The organism is Psychroserpens luteus (genome assembly GCF_015319355.1).
GTDB lineage: Bacteria > Bacteroidota > Bacteroidia > Flavobacteriales > Flavobacteriaceae > Psychroserpens > Psychroserpens luteus.
Map to the genome: position 1 here is coordinate 281,734 of NZ_JADILU010000003.1, position 17,168 is coordinate 298,901.

15 protein-coding genes are annotated in these 17,168 nt (G+C 33.9%); 8 read left to right on the forward strand and 7 right to left on the reverse strand.

The features are described from left to right. Positions 1 to 27: 27 nt before the first annotated feature. Genes IM744_RS08260 through recG form a run of 4 tightly spaced genes read right to left on the reverse strand, consistent with a single transcriptional unit; the run spans position 28 to position 4,457 of the window. Entirely contained in the window at positions 28 to 606 is a 579-nt protein-coding gene (locus IM744_RS08260) for a peroxiredoxin family protein (RefSeq protein ID WP_194507654.1), read from the reverse strand. A 3-nt stretch (positions 607 to 609) separates the two neighbouring features. After that, positions 610 to 1,191: a tRNA-(ms[2]io[6]A)-hydroxylase gene (gene miaE / locus IM744_RS08265; RefSeq protein WP_194507959.1), complete on the reverse strand. Its 582-nt coding sequence runs from the start codon at positions 1,189 to 1,191 to the stop codon at positions 610 to 612. A 31-nt stretch (positions 1,192 to 1,222) separates the two neighbouring features. Beyond that, positions 1,223 to 2,290, reverse strand: coding sequence for a flavin monoamine oxidase family protein (locus IM744_RS08270; RefSeq protein WP_194507655.1), 1,068 nt, complete (start codon positions 2,288 to 2,290; stop codon positions 1,223 to 1,225). A gap of 28 nt (positions 2,291 to 2,318) precedes the next feature. Beyond that, positions 2,319 to 4,457: an ATP-dependent DNA helicase RecG gene (recG, locus tag IM744_RS08275; protein WP_194507656.1), complete on the reverse strand. Its 2,139-nt coding sequence runs from the start codon at positions 4,455 to 4,457 to the stop codon at positions 2,319 to 2,321. 166 nt (positions 4,458 to 4,623) lie between these two features. Between recG and IM744_RS08280 the strand changes: the two genes are divergently transcribed. The 4 genes from IM744_RS08280 (at position 4,624) to IM744_RS08295 (ending at position 8,908) form a co-directional block, all read left to right on the forward strand. Then, on the forward strand, positions 4,624 to 4,923 hold the full coding sequence (locus tag IM744_RS08280) for a GIY-YIG nuclease family protein (protein ID WP_194507657.1): 300 nt from the start codon (positions 4,624 to 4,626) through the stop codon (positions 4,921 to 4,923). A gap of 146 nt (positions 4,924 to 5,069) precedes the next feature. Continuing rightward, the gene (locus tag IM744_RS08285; protein ID WP_194507658.1) at positions 5,070 to 7,070 is read left to right on the forward strand and encodes a M1 family metallopeptidase; all 2,001 of its coding nucleotides are present in this window, start codon (positions 5,070 to 5,072) and stop codon (positions 7,068 to 7,070) included. Then, a complete protein-coding gene (locus IM744_RS08290; protein ID WP_194507659.1) occupies positions 7,067 to 7,978 on the forward strand; it encodes a patatin-like phospholipase family protein in 912 nt (303 codons plus the stop codon). The genes IM744_RS08285 and IM744_RS08290 overlap by 4 nt, the downstream gene beginning before the upstream one ends. Positions 7,979 to 8,026: 48 nt before the next feature. Next, the gene (locus IM744_RS08295; RefSeq protein ID WP_194507660.1) at positions 8,027 to 8,908 is read left to right on the forward strand and encodes a patatin-like phospholipase family protein; all 882 of its coding nucleotides are present in this window, start codon (positions 8,027 to 8,029) and stop codon (positions 8,906 to 8,908) included. An 18-nt stretch (positions 8,909 to 8,926) separates the two neighbouring features. Here IM744_RS08295 and IM744_RS08300 read toward each other — a convergent pair whose 3' ends face one another. Together IM744_RS08300 and IM744_RS08305 are read right to left on the reverse strand one after the other, a co-directional pair. Then, positions 8,927 to 9,445, reverse strand: coding sequence for a DUF7935 family protein (locus IM744_RS08300; RefSeq protein ID WP_194507661.1), 519 nt, complete (start codon positions 9,443 to 9,445; stop codon positions 8,927 to 8,929). 50 nt (positions 9,446 to 9,495) lie between these two features. Then, positions 9,496 to 11,049 (reverse strand): FMN-binding glutamate synthase family protein, encoded by a 1,554-nt coding sequence (locus IM744_RS08305; RefSeq protein WP_194507662.1) that lies wholly within the window; start codon positions 11,047 to 11,049, stop codon positions 9,496 to 9,498. Positions 11,050 to 11,128: 79 nt separating this feature from the next. Here IM744_RS08305 and IM744_RS08310 point away from each other — a divergent pair, with 79 nt between their 5' ends. Further along, complete coding sequence (locus tag IM744_RS08310; protein WP_194507663.1) at positions 11,129 to 12,691, forward strand: AsmA family protein; 1,563 nt, start codon at positions 11,129 to 11,131, stop codon at positions 12,689 to 12,691. On the opposite strand, the gene IM744_RS08315 is transcribed toward IM744_RS08310, so the two are convergent. Beyond that, on the reverse strand, positions 12,688 to 13,965 hold the full coding sequence (locus IM744_RS08315; RefSeq protein ID WP_194507664.1) for a M20 family metallopeptidase: 1,278 nt from the start codon (positions 13,963 to 13,965) through the stop codon (positions 12,688 to 12,690). The genes IM744_RS08310 and IM744_RS08315 overlap by 4 nt on opposite strands. Before the next feature lie 144 nt (positions 13,966 to 14,109). Between IM744_RS08315 and IM744_RS08320 the strand changes: the two genes are divergently transcribed. From IM744_RS08320 to IM744_RS08330, 3 genes are all read left to right on the forward strand, one after another. Next, positions 14,110 to 16,428 carry an ATP-dependent helicase gene (locus tag IM744_RS08320; protein ID WP_194507665.1) on the forward strand — a complete coding sequence of 773 codons (2,319 nt, stop codon included), beginning with the start codon at positions 14,110 to 14,112 and terminating at the stop codon, positions 16,426 to 16,428. A gap of 195 nt (positions 16,429 to 16,623) precedes the next feature. Next, entirely contained in the window at positions 16,624 to 16,875 is a 252-nt protein-coding gene (locus tag IM744_RS08325; RefSeq protein WP_194507666.1) for a type II toxin-antitoxin system ParD family antitoxin, read from the forward strand. Next, positions 16,868 to 17,167: a type II toxin-antitoxin system RelE/ParE family toxin gene (locus IM744_RS08330; protein ID WP_194507667.1), complete on the forward strand. Its 300-nt coding sequence runs from the start codon at positions 16,868 to 16,870 to the stop codon at positions 17,165 to 17,167. The genes IM744_RS08325 and IM744_RS08330 overlap by 8 nt, the downstream gene beginning before the upstream one ends. Position 17,168: the final 1 nt, after the last annotated feature.

Consider the following 17,168-nt stretch of genomic DNA (forward strand, 5'->3'; position numbering starts at 1 on the left):
CTGGCAATAGCCAATATTTAAATCTAATTATCTTAAGAAGCCATTAATCCTGCGCTTTAAGCGATTTGTTATATTCAGACTCAACACATCACTTACATAATGAAGTGTGCCAGTTTTATCAAGAATGACGTTGTAAGGATAATGTGGTATTTTGAAACGCTCAGCTAATTCTCGTCCTTTTGGTATGATTGTTAAATCAAACGGATGTAATTCTAGAAATTTGTCTAAAGATTTCTTGTTATCTAGAGCAACAGCTAAAAACACAACATCTTTATCTTTAAACTTTGTTTTTAATTCGTTAAGATCTGGGATTTCTGCAACACAAGGCTTACAATGGATAAACCAAAAATTCATTAACACAACTTTACCCTTAAGACTTTCTAGTGTATGGATGTTTCCGTCAATATCTTCTATTACAAGCTCATTAAGCGTTGTGCCATCTAATTCTTTTCTATCTGCTTTATCTTTTTCTTTTTTAATCTTATAGTTAGCTTCCATTTCTGCTAGCTCTTCTTCAGAGAAAGACTTCTTTTCATTGTTCTGGCTAAGGCAAATATTTAGCGTAAATGCTAAAATAAGAGTTAGTATTAATGATTTTGTATTCATAATTTAGCCGTGTATAGATTCTGATTTTCCATAGCTTTTTATGACCTCACCTTCAAATTCTACAAGTTCTTGCCATCTCTTATCAACGTCAATATCCTTACCATATTTTCTAGCAAAACCAATAAATGTGGTGTAGTGTCCAGCTTCACTCACCATTAAATCATAATAAAATTGAGATAATTCAGGGTCTTTAATACGTTGGGATAATAATTTGAAACGTTCGCAGCTACGAGCTTCTATCATTGCAGAAAACAGTAAGCGATCCACCATGCTTTGTAAGTGACTTCCGCCTTTATTCATAAATTTGTAGAGTTCATTGACGTAACTGTCTTTTCGTTCTCTGCCTAGCGTATAACCTCGTTTTTTTATAATCTCATGTACCATTTGAAAATGCTCTAATTCTTCTTTAGCGAGTTCAAGTAAATCGGTTACTAAATCTGGATATTGAGAGTTATGTGTGATAATCGTAATCGCATTGGTACATGCTTTTTGCTCACACCAAGCGTGATCTGTTAAGATTTCTTCAATATTGTCTTCTGCAAGTTTAGCCCAACGAGGATCGGTTTCTAATTTGAGGTGAAGCATGCTCATAATTCTAATTTTTTGATAAAGATAATTATAAAAGTGATTTAATTTGATTGAAAACCTGCTGAGCACTTCGTACTGCGCCTTCCATTTTACCAGAAGCATAAGTGCTGGTTTCTGTTCCTGTAATGAATAAAGTGCTATTTAAAAATGGTTTTTGAAAAAGCAGGTGACCATTATTTTTCTGTGGCATTATAAAGTCATTGTAACTTGAAGTCGTAAAATGTTCACCACTCCAAACTAATTCTTCATAAGACAAAAAACTTCTCACTTGATTCCCGTAATATTGCTCTAATTGTTGAAGAGCTAATTCTTGTCTTTCAGCTTTGGAGTGGTTATGAAATTCTTTGTTCATAAAGCCAACTAAGGCGTGTTGAGTGTCGTCTGCACTTGAATGATCGTAGAATTCCTGTAACGGACTTACATTACTATAAATCGTACCACTAGTGTTTTCACCTCTCCAAAACGGTTCTTTGAATGTGAATCCAACTTTAATAGAATCGTGCATCCAAGTATGTGTGTTTTGCATCATATTTTTTACTTCGGAAGGTAATTCAGGTTTAACCTCAATAGATCTTTCAAATAGGTAAGGAGGTAGCGTAGAAACAATATGTTTACACACAAATTCATGAGCTTCAGACTTTGCTAAAATAAAATCGTCATGCTTTTCTATTGAAGAAACCACACAGTTAGTGATTATCTGATTAGGTTTTATTTCTTCTGATAAAGCGTTAATAATGCTTTGAGTTCCGTTTGTAATACGATAGCTCGCTTGACCGCTTTGTGGTAAATTAACCAATTGTGGTGGATTTGCTTTACTTGCTTCGTAGATAGCAGTCTTTCCGTAGAATTGCTCAAAAACATCAAGTTTCAACATTTTTAATAGCTTTAAAAGCTCAGTATGCTCATTGACAAGCCATGTTGCTCCAAGTTCAATAGGTGCTTGATTGGTGTTTTGTTTCGTGTGAATACGTCCTCCATTTCGATCTCTTGCTTCTACAAGTATTACAGAAACATCAAGTTGTTTTAAATAATAGGCAAGTGTGAGACCTGTTAAGCCTGCTCCAATAATTAGCACATCTGTGGTTGTCTTTAACATTTAGAATTGTAGGTTGTTTGTATCGTTCTTAGGAAATATAATTCCAAATATTCTTGTATTTACTGATCTCACGATACGCATTTAAGATTGTTTTATGTTCAGGTTTTATTAATGATGGATCACTGCTAAGTATCCGTTTTGCATGAAAACGAGCATTTTGCAAAATATCTCTATCTTTAATGACATCTGCTATTTTTAGATTTAAAACACCACTTTGTTGCGTTCCCATAATGTCTCCAGGACCTCTAAGTCGTAAATCTACTTCAGCAATTTCAAAGCCATCACTAGTTTTTGTCATCGTTTCTAAACGCACTTTGCTATCTTGGCTCAGTTTATGGCTAGTCATTAAAATACAAAAACTTTGTTCTGCACCACGACCAACACGTCCTCTTAATTGGTGTAATTGTGATAAACCAAAACGCTCTGCACTTTCAATAATCATTACAGAAGCATTGGGAACATTAACACCAACTTCTATTACAGTTGTCGCAACCATAATTTGTGTTTCTCCTTTGACGAAGCGTTGCATTTCAAATTCTTTGTCTACGGGTTTCATTTTTCCATGCACTATGGAAATCTGATATTTTGGCTGCGGAAATTCTCTAATAATACTTTCATAGCCATCCATTAAATCTTTATAATCCATGTGTTCACTTTCTTGAATCAACGGATAAACGATATAAATCTGTCTGCCTTTTTCAATTTCATCACGCATAAATCGCATCACTTTGAGTCGATTTGAATCGTAACGATGAACCGTTTTTATGGCTTGTCTTCCTGGTGGTAATTCGTCGATAACTGAGATGTCTAAATCGCCATAAACAGACATGGCTAAAGTACGCGGAATTGGCGTTGCAGTCATCACCAAAACATGTGGTGGAATGATGTTAGTTTCGTTCTCGTTTGATAGGGTAGAGGAAGGGCCTTTTTTCCATAATTTAGATCGTTGCGCAACTCCAAAACGGTGTTGCTCATCAATAATCGCAAGCCCTAAATTTTTGAATTTAACCTTATCTTCGAGTAGTGCATGTGTGCCTATTAAAATTTGTAAATCGCCATTTTCTAGAGATTCGTGAATTTTTCTTCGTTGTGAAGTAGTACTTGAACCCGTAAGTATTTGAATACTGATATTCAATTTATTAGCTAGCTCACTTAATCCTTGGTAGTGTTGTACTGACAAAATTGCAGTCGGAGCCATTAAGCACGCTTGAAAACCATTGTCAAGCGCCATAAGCATTGACATGAACGCGACTATTGTTTTTCCAGAACCAACATCGCCTTGTAAAAGTCGATTCATTTGCGCATTACTTCCTAAATCATGTCTAATTTCTTTGAGAACTCGTTTTTGAGCGCTGGTTAATTCAAATGGTAAATGATCATTATAGAACGAATTGAAATATGTGCCAACCGATTTAAAAGGAACGCCTTTTATTTTTGATTTATGGATGAGATTCTTTAAAATTAATTGCAACTGAATGTAGAATAATTCTTCAAATTTTAACCTGAATTCTGCACGTGCTAATAGCTCATTATTTTTAGGGAAATGAACGTTGAAAAGAGCATCGCTTTTTGAAAGTAATTTGAGTTCAGAAATGATAGATTCTGGAAGCGTTTCAACAAAGCGCCTATTGGTTTCTAAAAACAAATTTTGCATGATGTTATTCATCACTTTATTTGTGACACCTTTGTTAGATGATTTTTCGGTGGACGGATAAACAGCTTGCATGGATGAGTGTAAATTCTGTTCGTGAACCTTTAAAAGTTCGAATTCTGGATGTGGCATGCTAAAGACGCCATTGAACCAATTCACTTTTCCGAAGATCACATAAGGCGTATTGGGTTTTATGTTCTCTTTAATCCATTTTTGACCACGAAACCAGACTAAATCCATGCGACCAGTATCGTCTTGAAATGTAGCAAGAAGTCGTTTGCCTCTTTTTTGCGCTATTTCTTTAAAGCCAGTGATATTGCCAATGATTTGAACCTCTGCGCTATTGCGTTGTAATTCTTTGATTTTGTAATATTTGGTGCGATCTAAATAACGATTTGGAAATAAGTTAATTAAATCCTGATAGGTATGAATTCCCAATTCGCTTCGCAGTAAATCTGCGCGATTGGGTCCAACACCTTTGAGGTAATCTATAGGAGCTTGAAGTTTAGAACTCATAGTTGCGAATTTACCCAATTCCTTTGAAAAAAGGAATCTATAAAGTGAATGAAATGAAGATTAAATAAAGCGTAATAATATTTTTTATGACTAAAAGCGAATCTCAGTCATTTCGAACAAAGTGAGAAATCACACAAGCAGCTAAAAAAATTACTTATATTTCAATATGCTTTACAATTATTTCGTTTATATCATAGCAAATGAATATCGTACTACTTTGTATATTGGTGTAACTAATAATATTCAAAAGAGGCTATCGCAGCATTACTTTGATAGTCAAAACGCTAAATTATCTTTCGCTGGAAAATACAATTGCTATTATTTAGTTTATTATGAAGGATTTGAAGATTCTAAATCAGCAATTTATAGAGAAAAAATTCTTAAAAAGTGGAGTAGAGCAAAGAAAAATAAACTTATTTCAGATTTCAGTCCTAAATGGGAAACTTTAAATCATCAGGTTGTATGATTTGTCGTTTCGAACTTAGTCAGAAATAACACAAGAAGAAATTTAGTAATAGAATATATTGAACTTACATTAATAATGTGATCTCTCCCGTTGGTCGAGATGACAGAAAAACCGTATTTTGGTCTCATCTTTGATAAAACCTACATATGAAACGATTATTTCAATTTGTATTCTTCTTGTTTTTCTTCGGAAATGTAACCGCTCAGCAAACGGATTATGTGGATTTTAAGTTGTTGCATGGTACACTTTCGGTTGAGTCAGATTCTTCAACGGTTTATGGTCAGGTTAAGGTGAAATTCGAGATTCTAAAAGATGTGGATTCAGTTTTTATTGATGCTATTGATATGAAATTCGATTTTCTTGGTGATCCTAACCAAGGAGTGAAATTTAATTACGATGGTAAAAAATTGTGGATTATATCTGATTTTCAGTCCAATAAAGAATATGCTGTTTTCTTTAATTATGAAGCTCAGCCTAGAAAAGCTTTGTATTTTACAAAAGTGAATGTTGATGATCAAATTTGGACACAAGGTCAAGGGAAGTACACTAGTAACTGGCTCCCAAGCATAGATGATGTCAACGATAAGATAGAATTTGATTTGTTAATTACATATGAAAATGGTTATGAAGTTTTAGCTAACGGTAAATTAATTGATAAAGAAGTTGGGGAAGGATTTACAAAATGGCATTACGACATGCAAAAACCGATGTCCAGCTATTTAGTCGCTTTAGCAATAGGTAAATACAACAAAAAAATAGAAACTTCAAATAGTGGAATTCCTCTAGAATACTACTATTATCCAGAAGATTCTCTAAAAGTGGAACCAACCTATCGCTACTCAAAGCAAATGTTTGATTTCCTGGAAGCCGAAATTGGTTTTCCATATCCTTGGCAAAACTACAAGCAAGTGCCTGTAAAAGACTTTTTGTATTCTGGGATGGAGAATACGAGTTTAACAATATTCTCAGATGGTTTTGTTGTTGATTCAATTGGTTTTAATGATAGAAATTACATTACAGTCAATGCGCACGAGTTGGCGCATCAATGGTTTGGGGATTTGGTGACATCAACTTCTAGTGAGCATCACTGGCTTCAAGAAGGATTCGCGACGTATTATGCGTTGTTGGCAGAGCGTGATGTTTTTGGCGATGACCATTATTACTGGCAATTGTTTGAAAATGCACAAGAGTTGATTGCTCAAGATAAAGCTGAGCAAAGCACGTCGTTATTAGATCCAAAATCTAGTAGTACAACTTTTTATAAAAAAGGAGCTTGGGCTTTACATGTGTTGAGAGAGCAGGTTGGTGATTCGGCTTTTAAAGAAGGAGTGAAAACGTATTTGAATAAACATCAATTCGGAAATGTGAAAACTAGCGATTTTATTTCTGAAGTTGAAAAATCAAGCCAACAAGATTTATCTGTCTTTGTAAACGATTGGTTTACTGAGGTGACGCTTCCGGAAGATGCTATGGTAAAAAGTCTTAAGAAGTCTGCTTTTATGCGAGAATACATGGATGTTGATTGCCATGTGTATTCTCAAAAATGCAAGGATTACTTGGTTTCTAATATTTCCGATAAGGCAAAAATAAAGGTGGTGAGTCAAATTTCTAATCATATCGAAGTTGAGGCTTTTAGAAATAATTTAGAAGTAAGACAAGCCATTGCTCAGTATGTTGGTGAGATTCCGAAGGAACTAAAAACAGAATACGAATCGCTATTAAACGATAAATCCTATCTAACAATAGAAGTTGCTTTATATAATTTATGGGTTAATTTTCCAGAGGAACGCGTCAAATACTTACATAAAACCAAAGATATCAAAGGTTTTAACGATTATAATGTGCGGTTGCTTTGGTTAGTGTTACATTTAAACACGATAGAATTTCAGCCAGAGCAAAAACAAGCTGTTTTAAACGAATTAATTGGGTATAGTTTACCTGGTCAGCATTTTGAATTACGAATGAAAGCGTTTGATTACTTAAAATTAATTGGCGGATTTGAAGTGGAGTCTTTAAAAAGTCTTTTAGATGCTACGAAACATCATAACTGGCGATTTTCTAAATACGCAAAAGAATTAATTACAGAATTGGTGAAAGAAAGTACATATAAGCAAATGTTTGAGCAATTTAAAATCGATCAAGAGTGAGAGCGTTAGTGATATCTGGAGGTGGAAGTAAAGGTGCCTTTGCAGGAGGTGTTGCGCAGTATCTTATTGAAAATAAAAAACTTAATTACGATATTTTTATTGGTACCTCGACAGGTAGCTTGTTGGTGTCACATTTGGCTCTTAAGAATATTGATAAGATAAAAAATGTGTATACTAACGTGACTCAATCGTCCATTTTTAATGTGTGTCCATTTATTATCAAAAGAAAAAAAAGTATTGAAACTATTGGAATTCATCATTTTAATGTCTTGAAGAATATTTTAAAAGGGAGTAAGACTTTTGGCGAGAGTTTTAATTTAAAGGAGCTAATCCGTAATACTCTTTCACGTGAAGAATTTGAGACTTTAAAACAAAGCTCGGTAGATGTAGTAGTGACTGTTTCGAATTTGTCATTGAATCAAGTCGAATATAAATCTATTAAGAATTTTAGTTACGAAGCGTATTGTGACTGGGTTTGGATATCTTGTAATTATACACCATTCATGTCGTTGGTGAAAAAGAACGGTTGTGAATATGCTGATGGTGGTTTGGGTTCTATGGTGCCTATTGAAGAGGCTATTAAAAGAGGAGCAACAGTGGTTGATGCTATTGTTTTGCAAACTGAAGTTTCGCAGCTTAACAGAATGCCTTCTTTGAATGCGTTTTCGTTATTGACTAATATGTTTGCTTTTATGTTGGATCGGATTGAAAACAGTAATATTAGAATTGGTAAATTCGTGGCAACCAACGAAAATGCTATTATTAATTTTTACTACACACCAACTGTGCTTACTACTAATTCGTTAATATTTGAAAAAGAAAAAATGACACAATGGTGGCAAAGAGGATTTAACTTTGCAAAATATAGAGATGAGGAAGTTAGTGAGTTGAATACTATATCAGAATAAGAAGTAAATAGTTTATAATTTTATGATTAAAATAAAAAACACATTCATTTGAGAGCATTGGTGATATCTGGAGGAGGAAGTAAAGGAGCGTTTGCAGGAGGTGTTGCGCAATATTTGATGGAAAACCAAGGTCGAAAATATGATATGTTTTTAGGAACGTCAACTGGGAGTTTACTGGTAAATCATTTGGCTTTGGGAGATATTGGGAAATTGTACGATGTTTTTACAAACGTGCAACAACACGATATTTTTAGTATTAGTCCTTTTGTGCAGCGCAAAAAAGGAGATCGTGAATATGTGTCTATTGATTTCGTGAATTCACTTTGGCAATTTATTAGGCGTAAACGTACGTTTGGAGAGAGTAAAGCGCTAAGGCGTCACATAAAACGTAATTTCACAGAAGAAGAATATAATAGAATCAAGGAGACAAAAGAGGATGTCGTAGTTACTGTGTCGAACTTGTCTATGAATCGTGTGGAGTATAAGTCTATTAAAGATTACTCTTATGAGGAATACTGTACTTGGGTTTGGATTTCTTGTAACTATATTCCGTTTATGTCGTTAGCAACCGTAGATGGTTATGAGTATGCAGATGGTGGTTTAGGATGTGTGATTCCTATACGAGAAGCCATTATACGTGGTGCTACAGAAATTGATGCCATCGTTTTAGAGGCAGAGCAAATGGAGCGTTCTAAGGTTTTGGGTAAAAATCCATTCTCTCTTATGCTTAATTTGTTCGGTCATTTATTGGATCAGGTAGAGAAAAATGATATTGTGATTGGTAAACTTGCTGCAAAAAATAGAGGAGTAAAACTCAATCTGTATTATACGCCAACCAGTTTAACCGAAAACTCTTTGATTTTTAGTAAACGTTTAATGACAAAATGGTGGGAGCAAGGGTATGAATATGCTCAAAATAAACATGAGTAAACCTTGAATTATAAATGTCTACCAAATATTAGAAACCTCTTCTTTTATATAGGATAATGCTGCATCACTTGGTGATCTTTTGTCTATCATATCGGTTAAAATAACTTCACGAAGTTTGTCTGCGCTATCAACTTTGTCTGATAAATTTGCTTTTCTAATCATTTGAATCGTTGCGTTTTTAGCAGTCGAAGTGATGCTCCAACATTCTTCTGTAACGTAAATTTGTTGTGCTAAATTATGATCAAATTCTTGTTCAATGTTTGCAATAAGTAATGATTCGTAATCTTCTTTACTTGAAGAAGTTGGGTTGACTCTAAATAGTATTTTAGAGGGTTTAATTCTTTCTAGGTATAACGACAGACGCTCATAGGCTTGAAGACGCACAGGAAGTGAGTCTTTTTGTAAATCTTTTTTGATTAAAAACTCACGACGACTATTTTCGTTTTGTATGTGTTCTTTAAAAAAGAAAAAAGCAATTCCTCCTGTGATCAAAGCAGGAATGCAATATGATAAAAGTTCTAAAATGTCAAGATTCATAATTGGACTTTGTGTTTAAAATGTAAACTTAATTATTTTTAAATTATTGTTTAATAGTTTCCGCCTAAATGCATACAATTTTTTAAATCTTGCATAGAGGTGAAAGGTACTTTAGTTTTGTGATATTGGTATGTGCTTGAAAGTTCTTTTGATAAGTTGTGATCGTCTACATTGACCTCGATATCATCCATGGTAAACTGACAAGGATGCTCATAACCTGCAGCATGAGTGATTTCGATAAATTCTTTTCTAAAAGTTTTAAAGTATTGAGCAAGCCTTACAGATTTGAGCGTGGGATCAATACCATTTTGCAACCATTTGCTTTGTGTCGCAACACCACTAGGGCATTTGTTGGTATGGCAAACTTGCGCTTGGATGCAGCCAATACTCATCATTGCTTCACGAGCTACATTAATAACATCTGCACCCATAGCAAAGGCCATTGCAGCTTTTGCAGGAAAACCTAACTTACCACTACCAATAAATACGATTCGTTCAGAAAGGCCTTTGTTTTTAAATAATTTATATAAATCTCCAAATCCGTAAACCCAAGGTAGGGATACGTGGTCTGCAAAACTTGGAGGAGCAGCTCCTGTTCCTCCTTCACCACCATCAACGGTAATAAAATCTGGACCTTTTCCTGTAGCTACCATAATATCAGCAAGTTCTTCCCATTGTTCTAATTTGCCAATAGCAGCTTTAATACCAACAGGTAAGCCAGTGGCTTCAGCGATTTTCTCAATGAAATCTACCATATCTGGTACATTGCTAAATGCCTTATGGTTTGGAGGAGAAAGTACATCTTTACCAACTTCTACACCTCTAATTTCAGCTATTTCAGGAGTGATTTTAGCTCCTGGTAAAACGCCACCTTTTCCTGGTTTTGCTCCTTGAGAAAGCTTTACTTCTATGGCACGTATAAAAGGATTTTCTTCAACGAGATTTATTAATTTTTCCATAGAAAAACCGCCATCATTAGCACGAACACCAAAATATCCTGTACCAAAATGGAAAATAACATCACCACCATTTCGATGATATGGAGATAGTCCGCCTTCTCCAGTATTGTGGTAAGCATGAGCCATTTTTACACCTTTATTCATAGATTCTACAGCTTTTGCAGATAAAGACCCAAAACTCATTGCAGATACGTTAATAACAGATGCTGGACGATATGGTTTTTTACGTTTATGAAATGCTCCTATCACTTTAGCACAAGGCAAAAAACAATGATCAATACTATTTGGGTGATTTTCATCAATTTGATAAGGCATCATTGCATTGTTAATGAATATGTGTTGATGTGCATAAATATCTCTATCTGTCCCAAAACCTTCGTAATTGTTTTCGTTTTTTGAAGATGCATACACCCATCCACGTTCTATACGATTAAAAGGTAGTTCTTCTCTGTTATTTGCGACTAGATATTGTCTTAATTCTGGACCAATTTTTTCTAGCATATATCTAAAATGGCCAACAATAGGGAAGTTGTGGCTAATAGTGTGTCTTCGTTGAATGATATCCCTCATGGCAATAATAACCAATATTATGAGAATCCACATCCACCATGACATTGATGTGATAGCGTTAATAAATATATCCATTGCGTTTAATTAGTGTGTTAAAGATGTTTAAATTTCATCGACATAAAAGTAATCATTCTTTATCTTTATAAAAATGGGTTTGAAAAGAAAAAAAATAGGATTAATATTTATTGTGGTGTTTGTTTTGGCGCTCATAGGTCTTTTTACGGTTAAGTATTTGGTTGACAATAAATTTGAAACTTACGTTAATAATCTTCCTAGTCATATAAATTTGCAATACGACGATGCTGATTTTGATATTATCTACGGAAATATGACTCTAGAAAACCCGTCAATTACCATTAAAGGTCAGGTAACGGATGAAATAAATGCTCAAATAGCTTTCAAGTCTATTAAAATTAAAGATTTTGGATATTGGGATTTTTATAGAAATGACAATATTGATTTAGAACTCGTGCAATTATCTCAACCCAAAATCACTTATTATCACAATAAGAAAGTAGAAGGTAAGAGCTATGATTCATTTTTGAATAGTGAACCTAATAAAACCTTTACTATCAAGACTTTCAAAATCGATCAAGCAGAAATTGAAGTATTTGATGTTCAAAACGATTCTTTATTATTTTCTACGGAAAATTTAAACCTTCAATTATCATCTATTGTTTCAAGCGCTTCTCGGGCATCAAAATTGCCATTTACATTTGAGGATGTATTGATTGCTTCAGAAAAAATAAAATATCGGTTGAATGAATTTGATGATTTGTTTATTGAATCTATCGAAATTAATCCAACAGATTCAAAGTTTTTAGGCCTTGAATTGAAAACTAAATATTTAAAAGAAGAGCTATCAAAACATTTAAAAACTGAGCGCGACCATTTTGATTTAAGCATTGCTTCCGTAGAAATAAAAAATCAAAACCTTGAATTTAAGAATGATGCTCCAGTATTATTTAATGCTAATAATGTAATTATAGACGCTCTTAATCTTGATGTTTATAGAGATAAGTTGGTGAATGATGATTTGAAGCATAAATCATTGTATAGTAAAATGTTAAGGGAGCTTAGTTTTGGTTTAGATTTAAGTGAAGTTGTTGTCAAAAACGGACAAATAACCTACGAGGAAAAAGTTAAAGCAGACAAAAAAGCTGGTAAATTAGAGTTTTCAAATTTAGAAGCGTCAATTAAAAATGTTTCAAACATGAAAGAAGATGCAGAAGAAACAACTATTAGTATTTCTTCAAATTTCATGAAAGCGACACCTCTAAAAGTCGATTGGAATTTTAATGTAAATGATGTCAATGACAGATTCATTTTTAAAGCAGATTTAGGACTTTTAAAAGTAGAGCACCTCAATCAATTTATGCAACCAAATCTTAATATAAAACTTGAAGGTGAGTTAATCAAAACCTATTTTACAATTGATGGTAATGCAAATACGTCAACAATAGATCTAAAAACAGATTATAACCAATTTGATATTGTGATGCTTCAAGACAATGGTAGAGAGAAAAATAAATTGCTCTCTGGTTTAATCAATTTATTTGTATCAAAAAGCAGTAAAGACGAAACAGATAATTTTAGATATAGCGATACTAAAACAGTAGAACGTGATAAAACAAAGTCGGTTTTTAACTTCGTCTGGAAAAACACGCAAGCTGGATTATTATCTGCTATGGTTGGTGACGGTAAGAAGAAGAACTAATTGTTCAAATAATCTAAAGTCAACTGTGTAAAGGCTCTCATACCAAGTAGCATTCCGCTCTCATCAATCATAAAGTCAGGAGTATGGTGAGGAAATGATCCTTTAGATTCTGTTCCAGGTGTCATGCCTCCTAAAAAGAAATAAATACCAGGAACAACTTCTTGAAAATATGAAAAATCCTCACCTCCAGTAGTTGCTTTCATAATCTGAACATTTTTTACACCTGCTACTTTTTGTAAAGAGGGGAGCATTTGATCTGTTAAATCAGGATCATTATAAGTAATAGACGTTTGATTTCTGAATGTAATTGTAGCTTCTCCACCATATGCTTTAGCTATAGTCTCTGTCATTTCTTTCATTCGTCGTTCAATCATTTTACGCATTTCTGGGTCTAGAGTTCTTACGGTACCAATGAGTTCTGCAGTTTCAGGAATGATATTAAATCGTGTTCCTGCTGTTATTTTTCCAACTGTAATAACTGCAGCTTCATCTGTTAAGTTGGCTTCTCTACTAATAATACTTTGCAATCCATCGATTATTTTTGATGAAATATAGATAGGATCCACTCCAGACCAAGGTTGAGAACCATGTGTTTGTTTTCCTTTTACATTAATCACAAATCGCTCTACAGAAGCCATGATTCCTCCTTTTTTATATTTTAAAATGCCAACAGGAGTTCCAGCGTTGATGTGTAAACCAAAAATCACATCCACTTTTGGGTTGTCTAAAACACCTTCTTTAATCATTAATTTTGCGCCACCTTCTTCTCCTGGAGGTGGACCTTCTTCTGCTGGTTGAAAAATGAATTTCACAGTACCTTTAATTTTATCTTTATGTTTTGATAACACCTCTGCAACTCCCATTAAAATTGCGGTATGTGTGTCGTGACCACAAGCATGCATAACACCAGTCTTTGTTCCTAAGAATTCGGTTTCTACTGTGCTTTTGAAGGGTAAGTCATTACGTTCGGTCACTGGAAGTGCATCAATGTCTGCTCTTAAAGCCACAACCTTTCCTGGTAAATCACCTTTTAAAATACCAACGACTCCAGTATGAGCAACTCCAGTTTGTACTTCTAACCCTAAGGATTTTAGATGAGTAGCAATTTTTTCGGCTGTTTTAAATTCCTGATTGGATAATTCTGGGTTTTCATGAAAATGTCGACGCCATTCAATGACTTTTGATTCGATATCTATAATATCTTTTTCAAGATCATTTTGTGAGAATGTTGTTAAACTTCCGAAGAAAATAGATAAAATAATGAGATAACGCATTTTATGAATGTTAGGATTAACCTTAAAGGTATTCAAAAAAACGCAAACTCTGTTTTTAGAGAGAATTGTTTATAATTATTCATAAAAACGTTTAATAAAAACAGGGCTTTTGGTTAATTTCACGTTTGATAAAAAACGAAGAATTTGGAGAAGTATTTAAGTCAATTAAACGAAGCACAATATGCACCAACGGTTCAAGTAGATGGACCTATGATAATTATTGCAGGCGCAGGATCTGGTAAAACGAGAGTATTAACTTATCGCATTGCGTACTTGATGAGTAAAGGTGTTGATTCGTTTAATATTTTAGCATTAACGTTTACCAACAAGGCAGCCAAAGAAATGAAAGGCAGAATTGCAGATATCGTTGGAGATGGTGAAGCAAAAAACCTGTGGATGGGAACTTTTCACTCGGTTTTTGCTAAGATTTTGCGTTTTGAAGGCCATCATTTAGGGTTTCCAAGCAATTTTACAATTTACGACACCCAAGATTCGCAAAAACTCATGGGCTCAATTATTAAAGAAATGGGCTTGGATAAGGATATCTATAAAACCAAGCAGGTTTATAGTCGTATTTCGTCTTATAAAAATAATTTAGTTACCGTAAAAGCTTACTTGAAAAACTCAGAGTTGATTGAAGCAGATACTGCTGCAAGACGACCTAGAATGGGCGAAATCTATAAAAATTATGTAGATCGTTGTTTTAAAGCAGGTGCGATGGATTTTGATGATTTACTCCTACGTACTAATGAATTACTAACACGTTTTCCAAATGTGTTAGCGCAATATCAAAATAAGTTTAGATATATATTGGTTGATGAGTATCAGGATACGAATCATTCGCAGTATTTAATCGTTAGGGCTTTATCTGACCGTTTTCAGAATATCTGTGTTGTTGGTGATGATGCGCAGAGTATTTATGCCTTTCGTGGTGCGAATATCAACAACATTTTGAATTTCCAGAAGGATTACGACGATGTCAAAGTGTATCGATTAGAACAGAATTACCGTTCAACAAAAAATATCGTAGGTGCAGCAAATTCTGTAATTGAACATAACAAAACTAAACTCGATAAAATTGTTTGGACCGCAAATGTTGAAGGTGAAAAAGTAAAAGTCAACCGATCACTTACTGATGGTGATGAAGGTCGTTTTGTTGCCAGTACCATTATGCAAAACAAAATGAATCATCAAATGCCTAATAGTGATTTTGCTGTTTTATATAGAACCAATGCACAATCTAGAGCTATTGAAGATGCGCTTCGTAAACGTGATATTCCTTATCAAATTTATGGTGGATTGTCATTTTACCAACGTAAAGAGATTAAAGATGTTACTGCGTATTTACGATTAATTTTGAATCCTGCAGATGAAGAAGCATTAAAACGTGTGATTAATTATCCTGCGAGAGGTATTGGTCAAACCACTATTGATCGTTTGGTTGTTGCTGCTAATGGCTTCGGAAAAACGATTTTTGAAGTACTTCAACATATTGATCAAATTGATATAAATATAAACAAGGGTACTAAAAATAAGCTGAGAGATTTTGTCACACTTATTGAGAGTTATCAAGTGATGAATCAAACAGCTAATGCTTTTGAGCTGACAGAGCATGTGACTAAATCTAGCAGATTAATTAGAGAAGTCAATAAGGACGGAACTCCAGAAGGTCAAGTGCGATTAGAAAACGTTGAGGAACTCTTAAATGGTATTAAAGATTTCGTAGAAGGTCAAATAGAAATTGCAGATGTAGGAGATTCTTTATCAGAATTTTTAGAGGATATTGCATTAGCTACCGATTTAGATGGTGATAAAGGCGATCCAAATCATGTGGCAATGATGACGATTCACTTGGCAAAAGGTTTAGAATTTTCTCATGTGTTTGTGGTTGGGATGGAAGAGGATTTATTCCCAAGTGCTATGAGTATGAATACTCGAAGTGAACTAGAGGAGGAGCGACGTTTGTTTTATGTGGCTTTGACCAGAGCAGAAAAACAGGCGTATTTGACATATACCTTATCTCGTTACCGTTGGGGAAAATTAATTGATGCAGAGCCTAGTCGATTTATAGAAGAAATTGATGATCAATTTGTAGATGTCATTACACCTGTAAATGATCCTAGACAAAACCCGATGTTGAGCCCAGATATTTTTGGTGATATTGCGCCAGATCGTATTCGGTTTCAAAAACCTATCAAACGTAGATCTGAAAGCAATAAGCCTCCAAAATTTGTAGCGCCTAAAAACTTGAAACGAGTAGCAAAATCAAGTGTTCCAGACAAGACTAATCTTTTTGATGGTACTTTGGTCGTTGGTAACTTTGTTGAGCATAGTCGCTTCGGAAAAGGTGAAGTTCTAAATATAGAAGGCAAAGGTGCAGATGTTAAGGCTGAAATTAATTTTGAAGTTGGAGGTGTTAAGAAGTTGTTGTTGCGATTTGCTAAGTTGGATGTTTTAGGTTAATTTTTTTTCATCGGAAATTTTATCTCGCAAAGTTTATTCAGGCGTAATAAAAAGTTTGCCTTTATTGGTGTTTTTGACTAACAATCTTTTTTAAAACTAACGATAATGTTGGTAGATATATCTCAAAATAGTTACAAAATTTAAAAATTTGTATTTATACCAATTTTTGGTATATTTGATATAAATCCTATCAAAATGAATAAAAACACATCAATATCGTTAGGGAATTATTTTGACGAATTCGTTCAAAGTCGAATAAAAGAAGGGCGTTTTAAAAATGTTAGTGAAGTTATAAGAGCAGGATTGAGGCTCTTAGAAGAAGAAGAAAGTAAAGTGATTGCATTGAGATATGCAATTCAGGATGGTATCGATAGCGGAATAGCTCATGACTTTGATCCTAAAGCACACCTTAAATCTTTAAAAACAAAAAAACATACGAATGTCTAAATTTAAGCTGACCAATAAGGCAGTTGAGGATTTATCGAATATTTGGTATTATACATTTGATACTTGGTCAGAAAAGCAAGCTGATATTTATTATGAATCGCTTATTTTAAACTGCCAAGTAATTGCAGATAATTCATATTTAGGAATAAACTATGATGGAATTACTCATGATTTACTTGGCATGAAAGTCAATCGACATATCATTTTCTATCGAATTACGAATGAAAACTATGTTGAGATAACGAGAATTTTACACGAACGAATGGATTTAAAAAAAAGAATAACTGAATAGA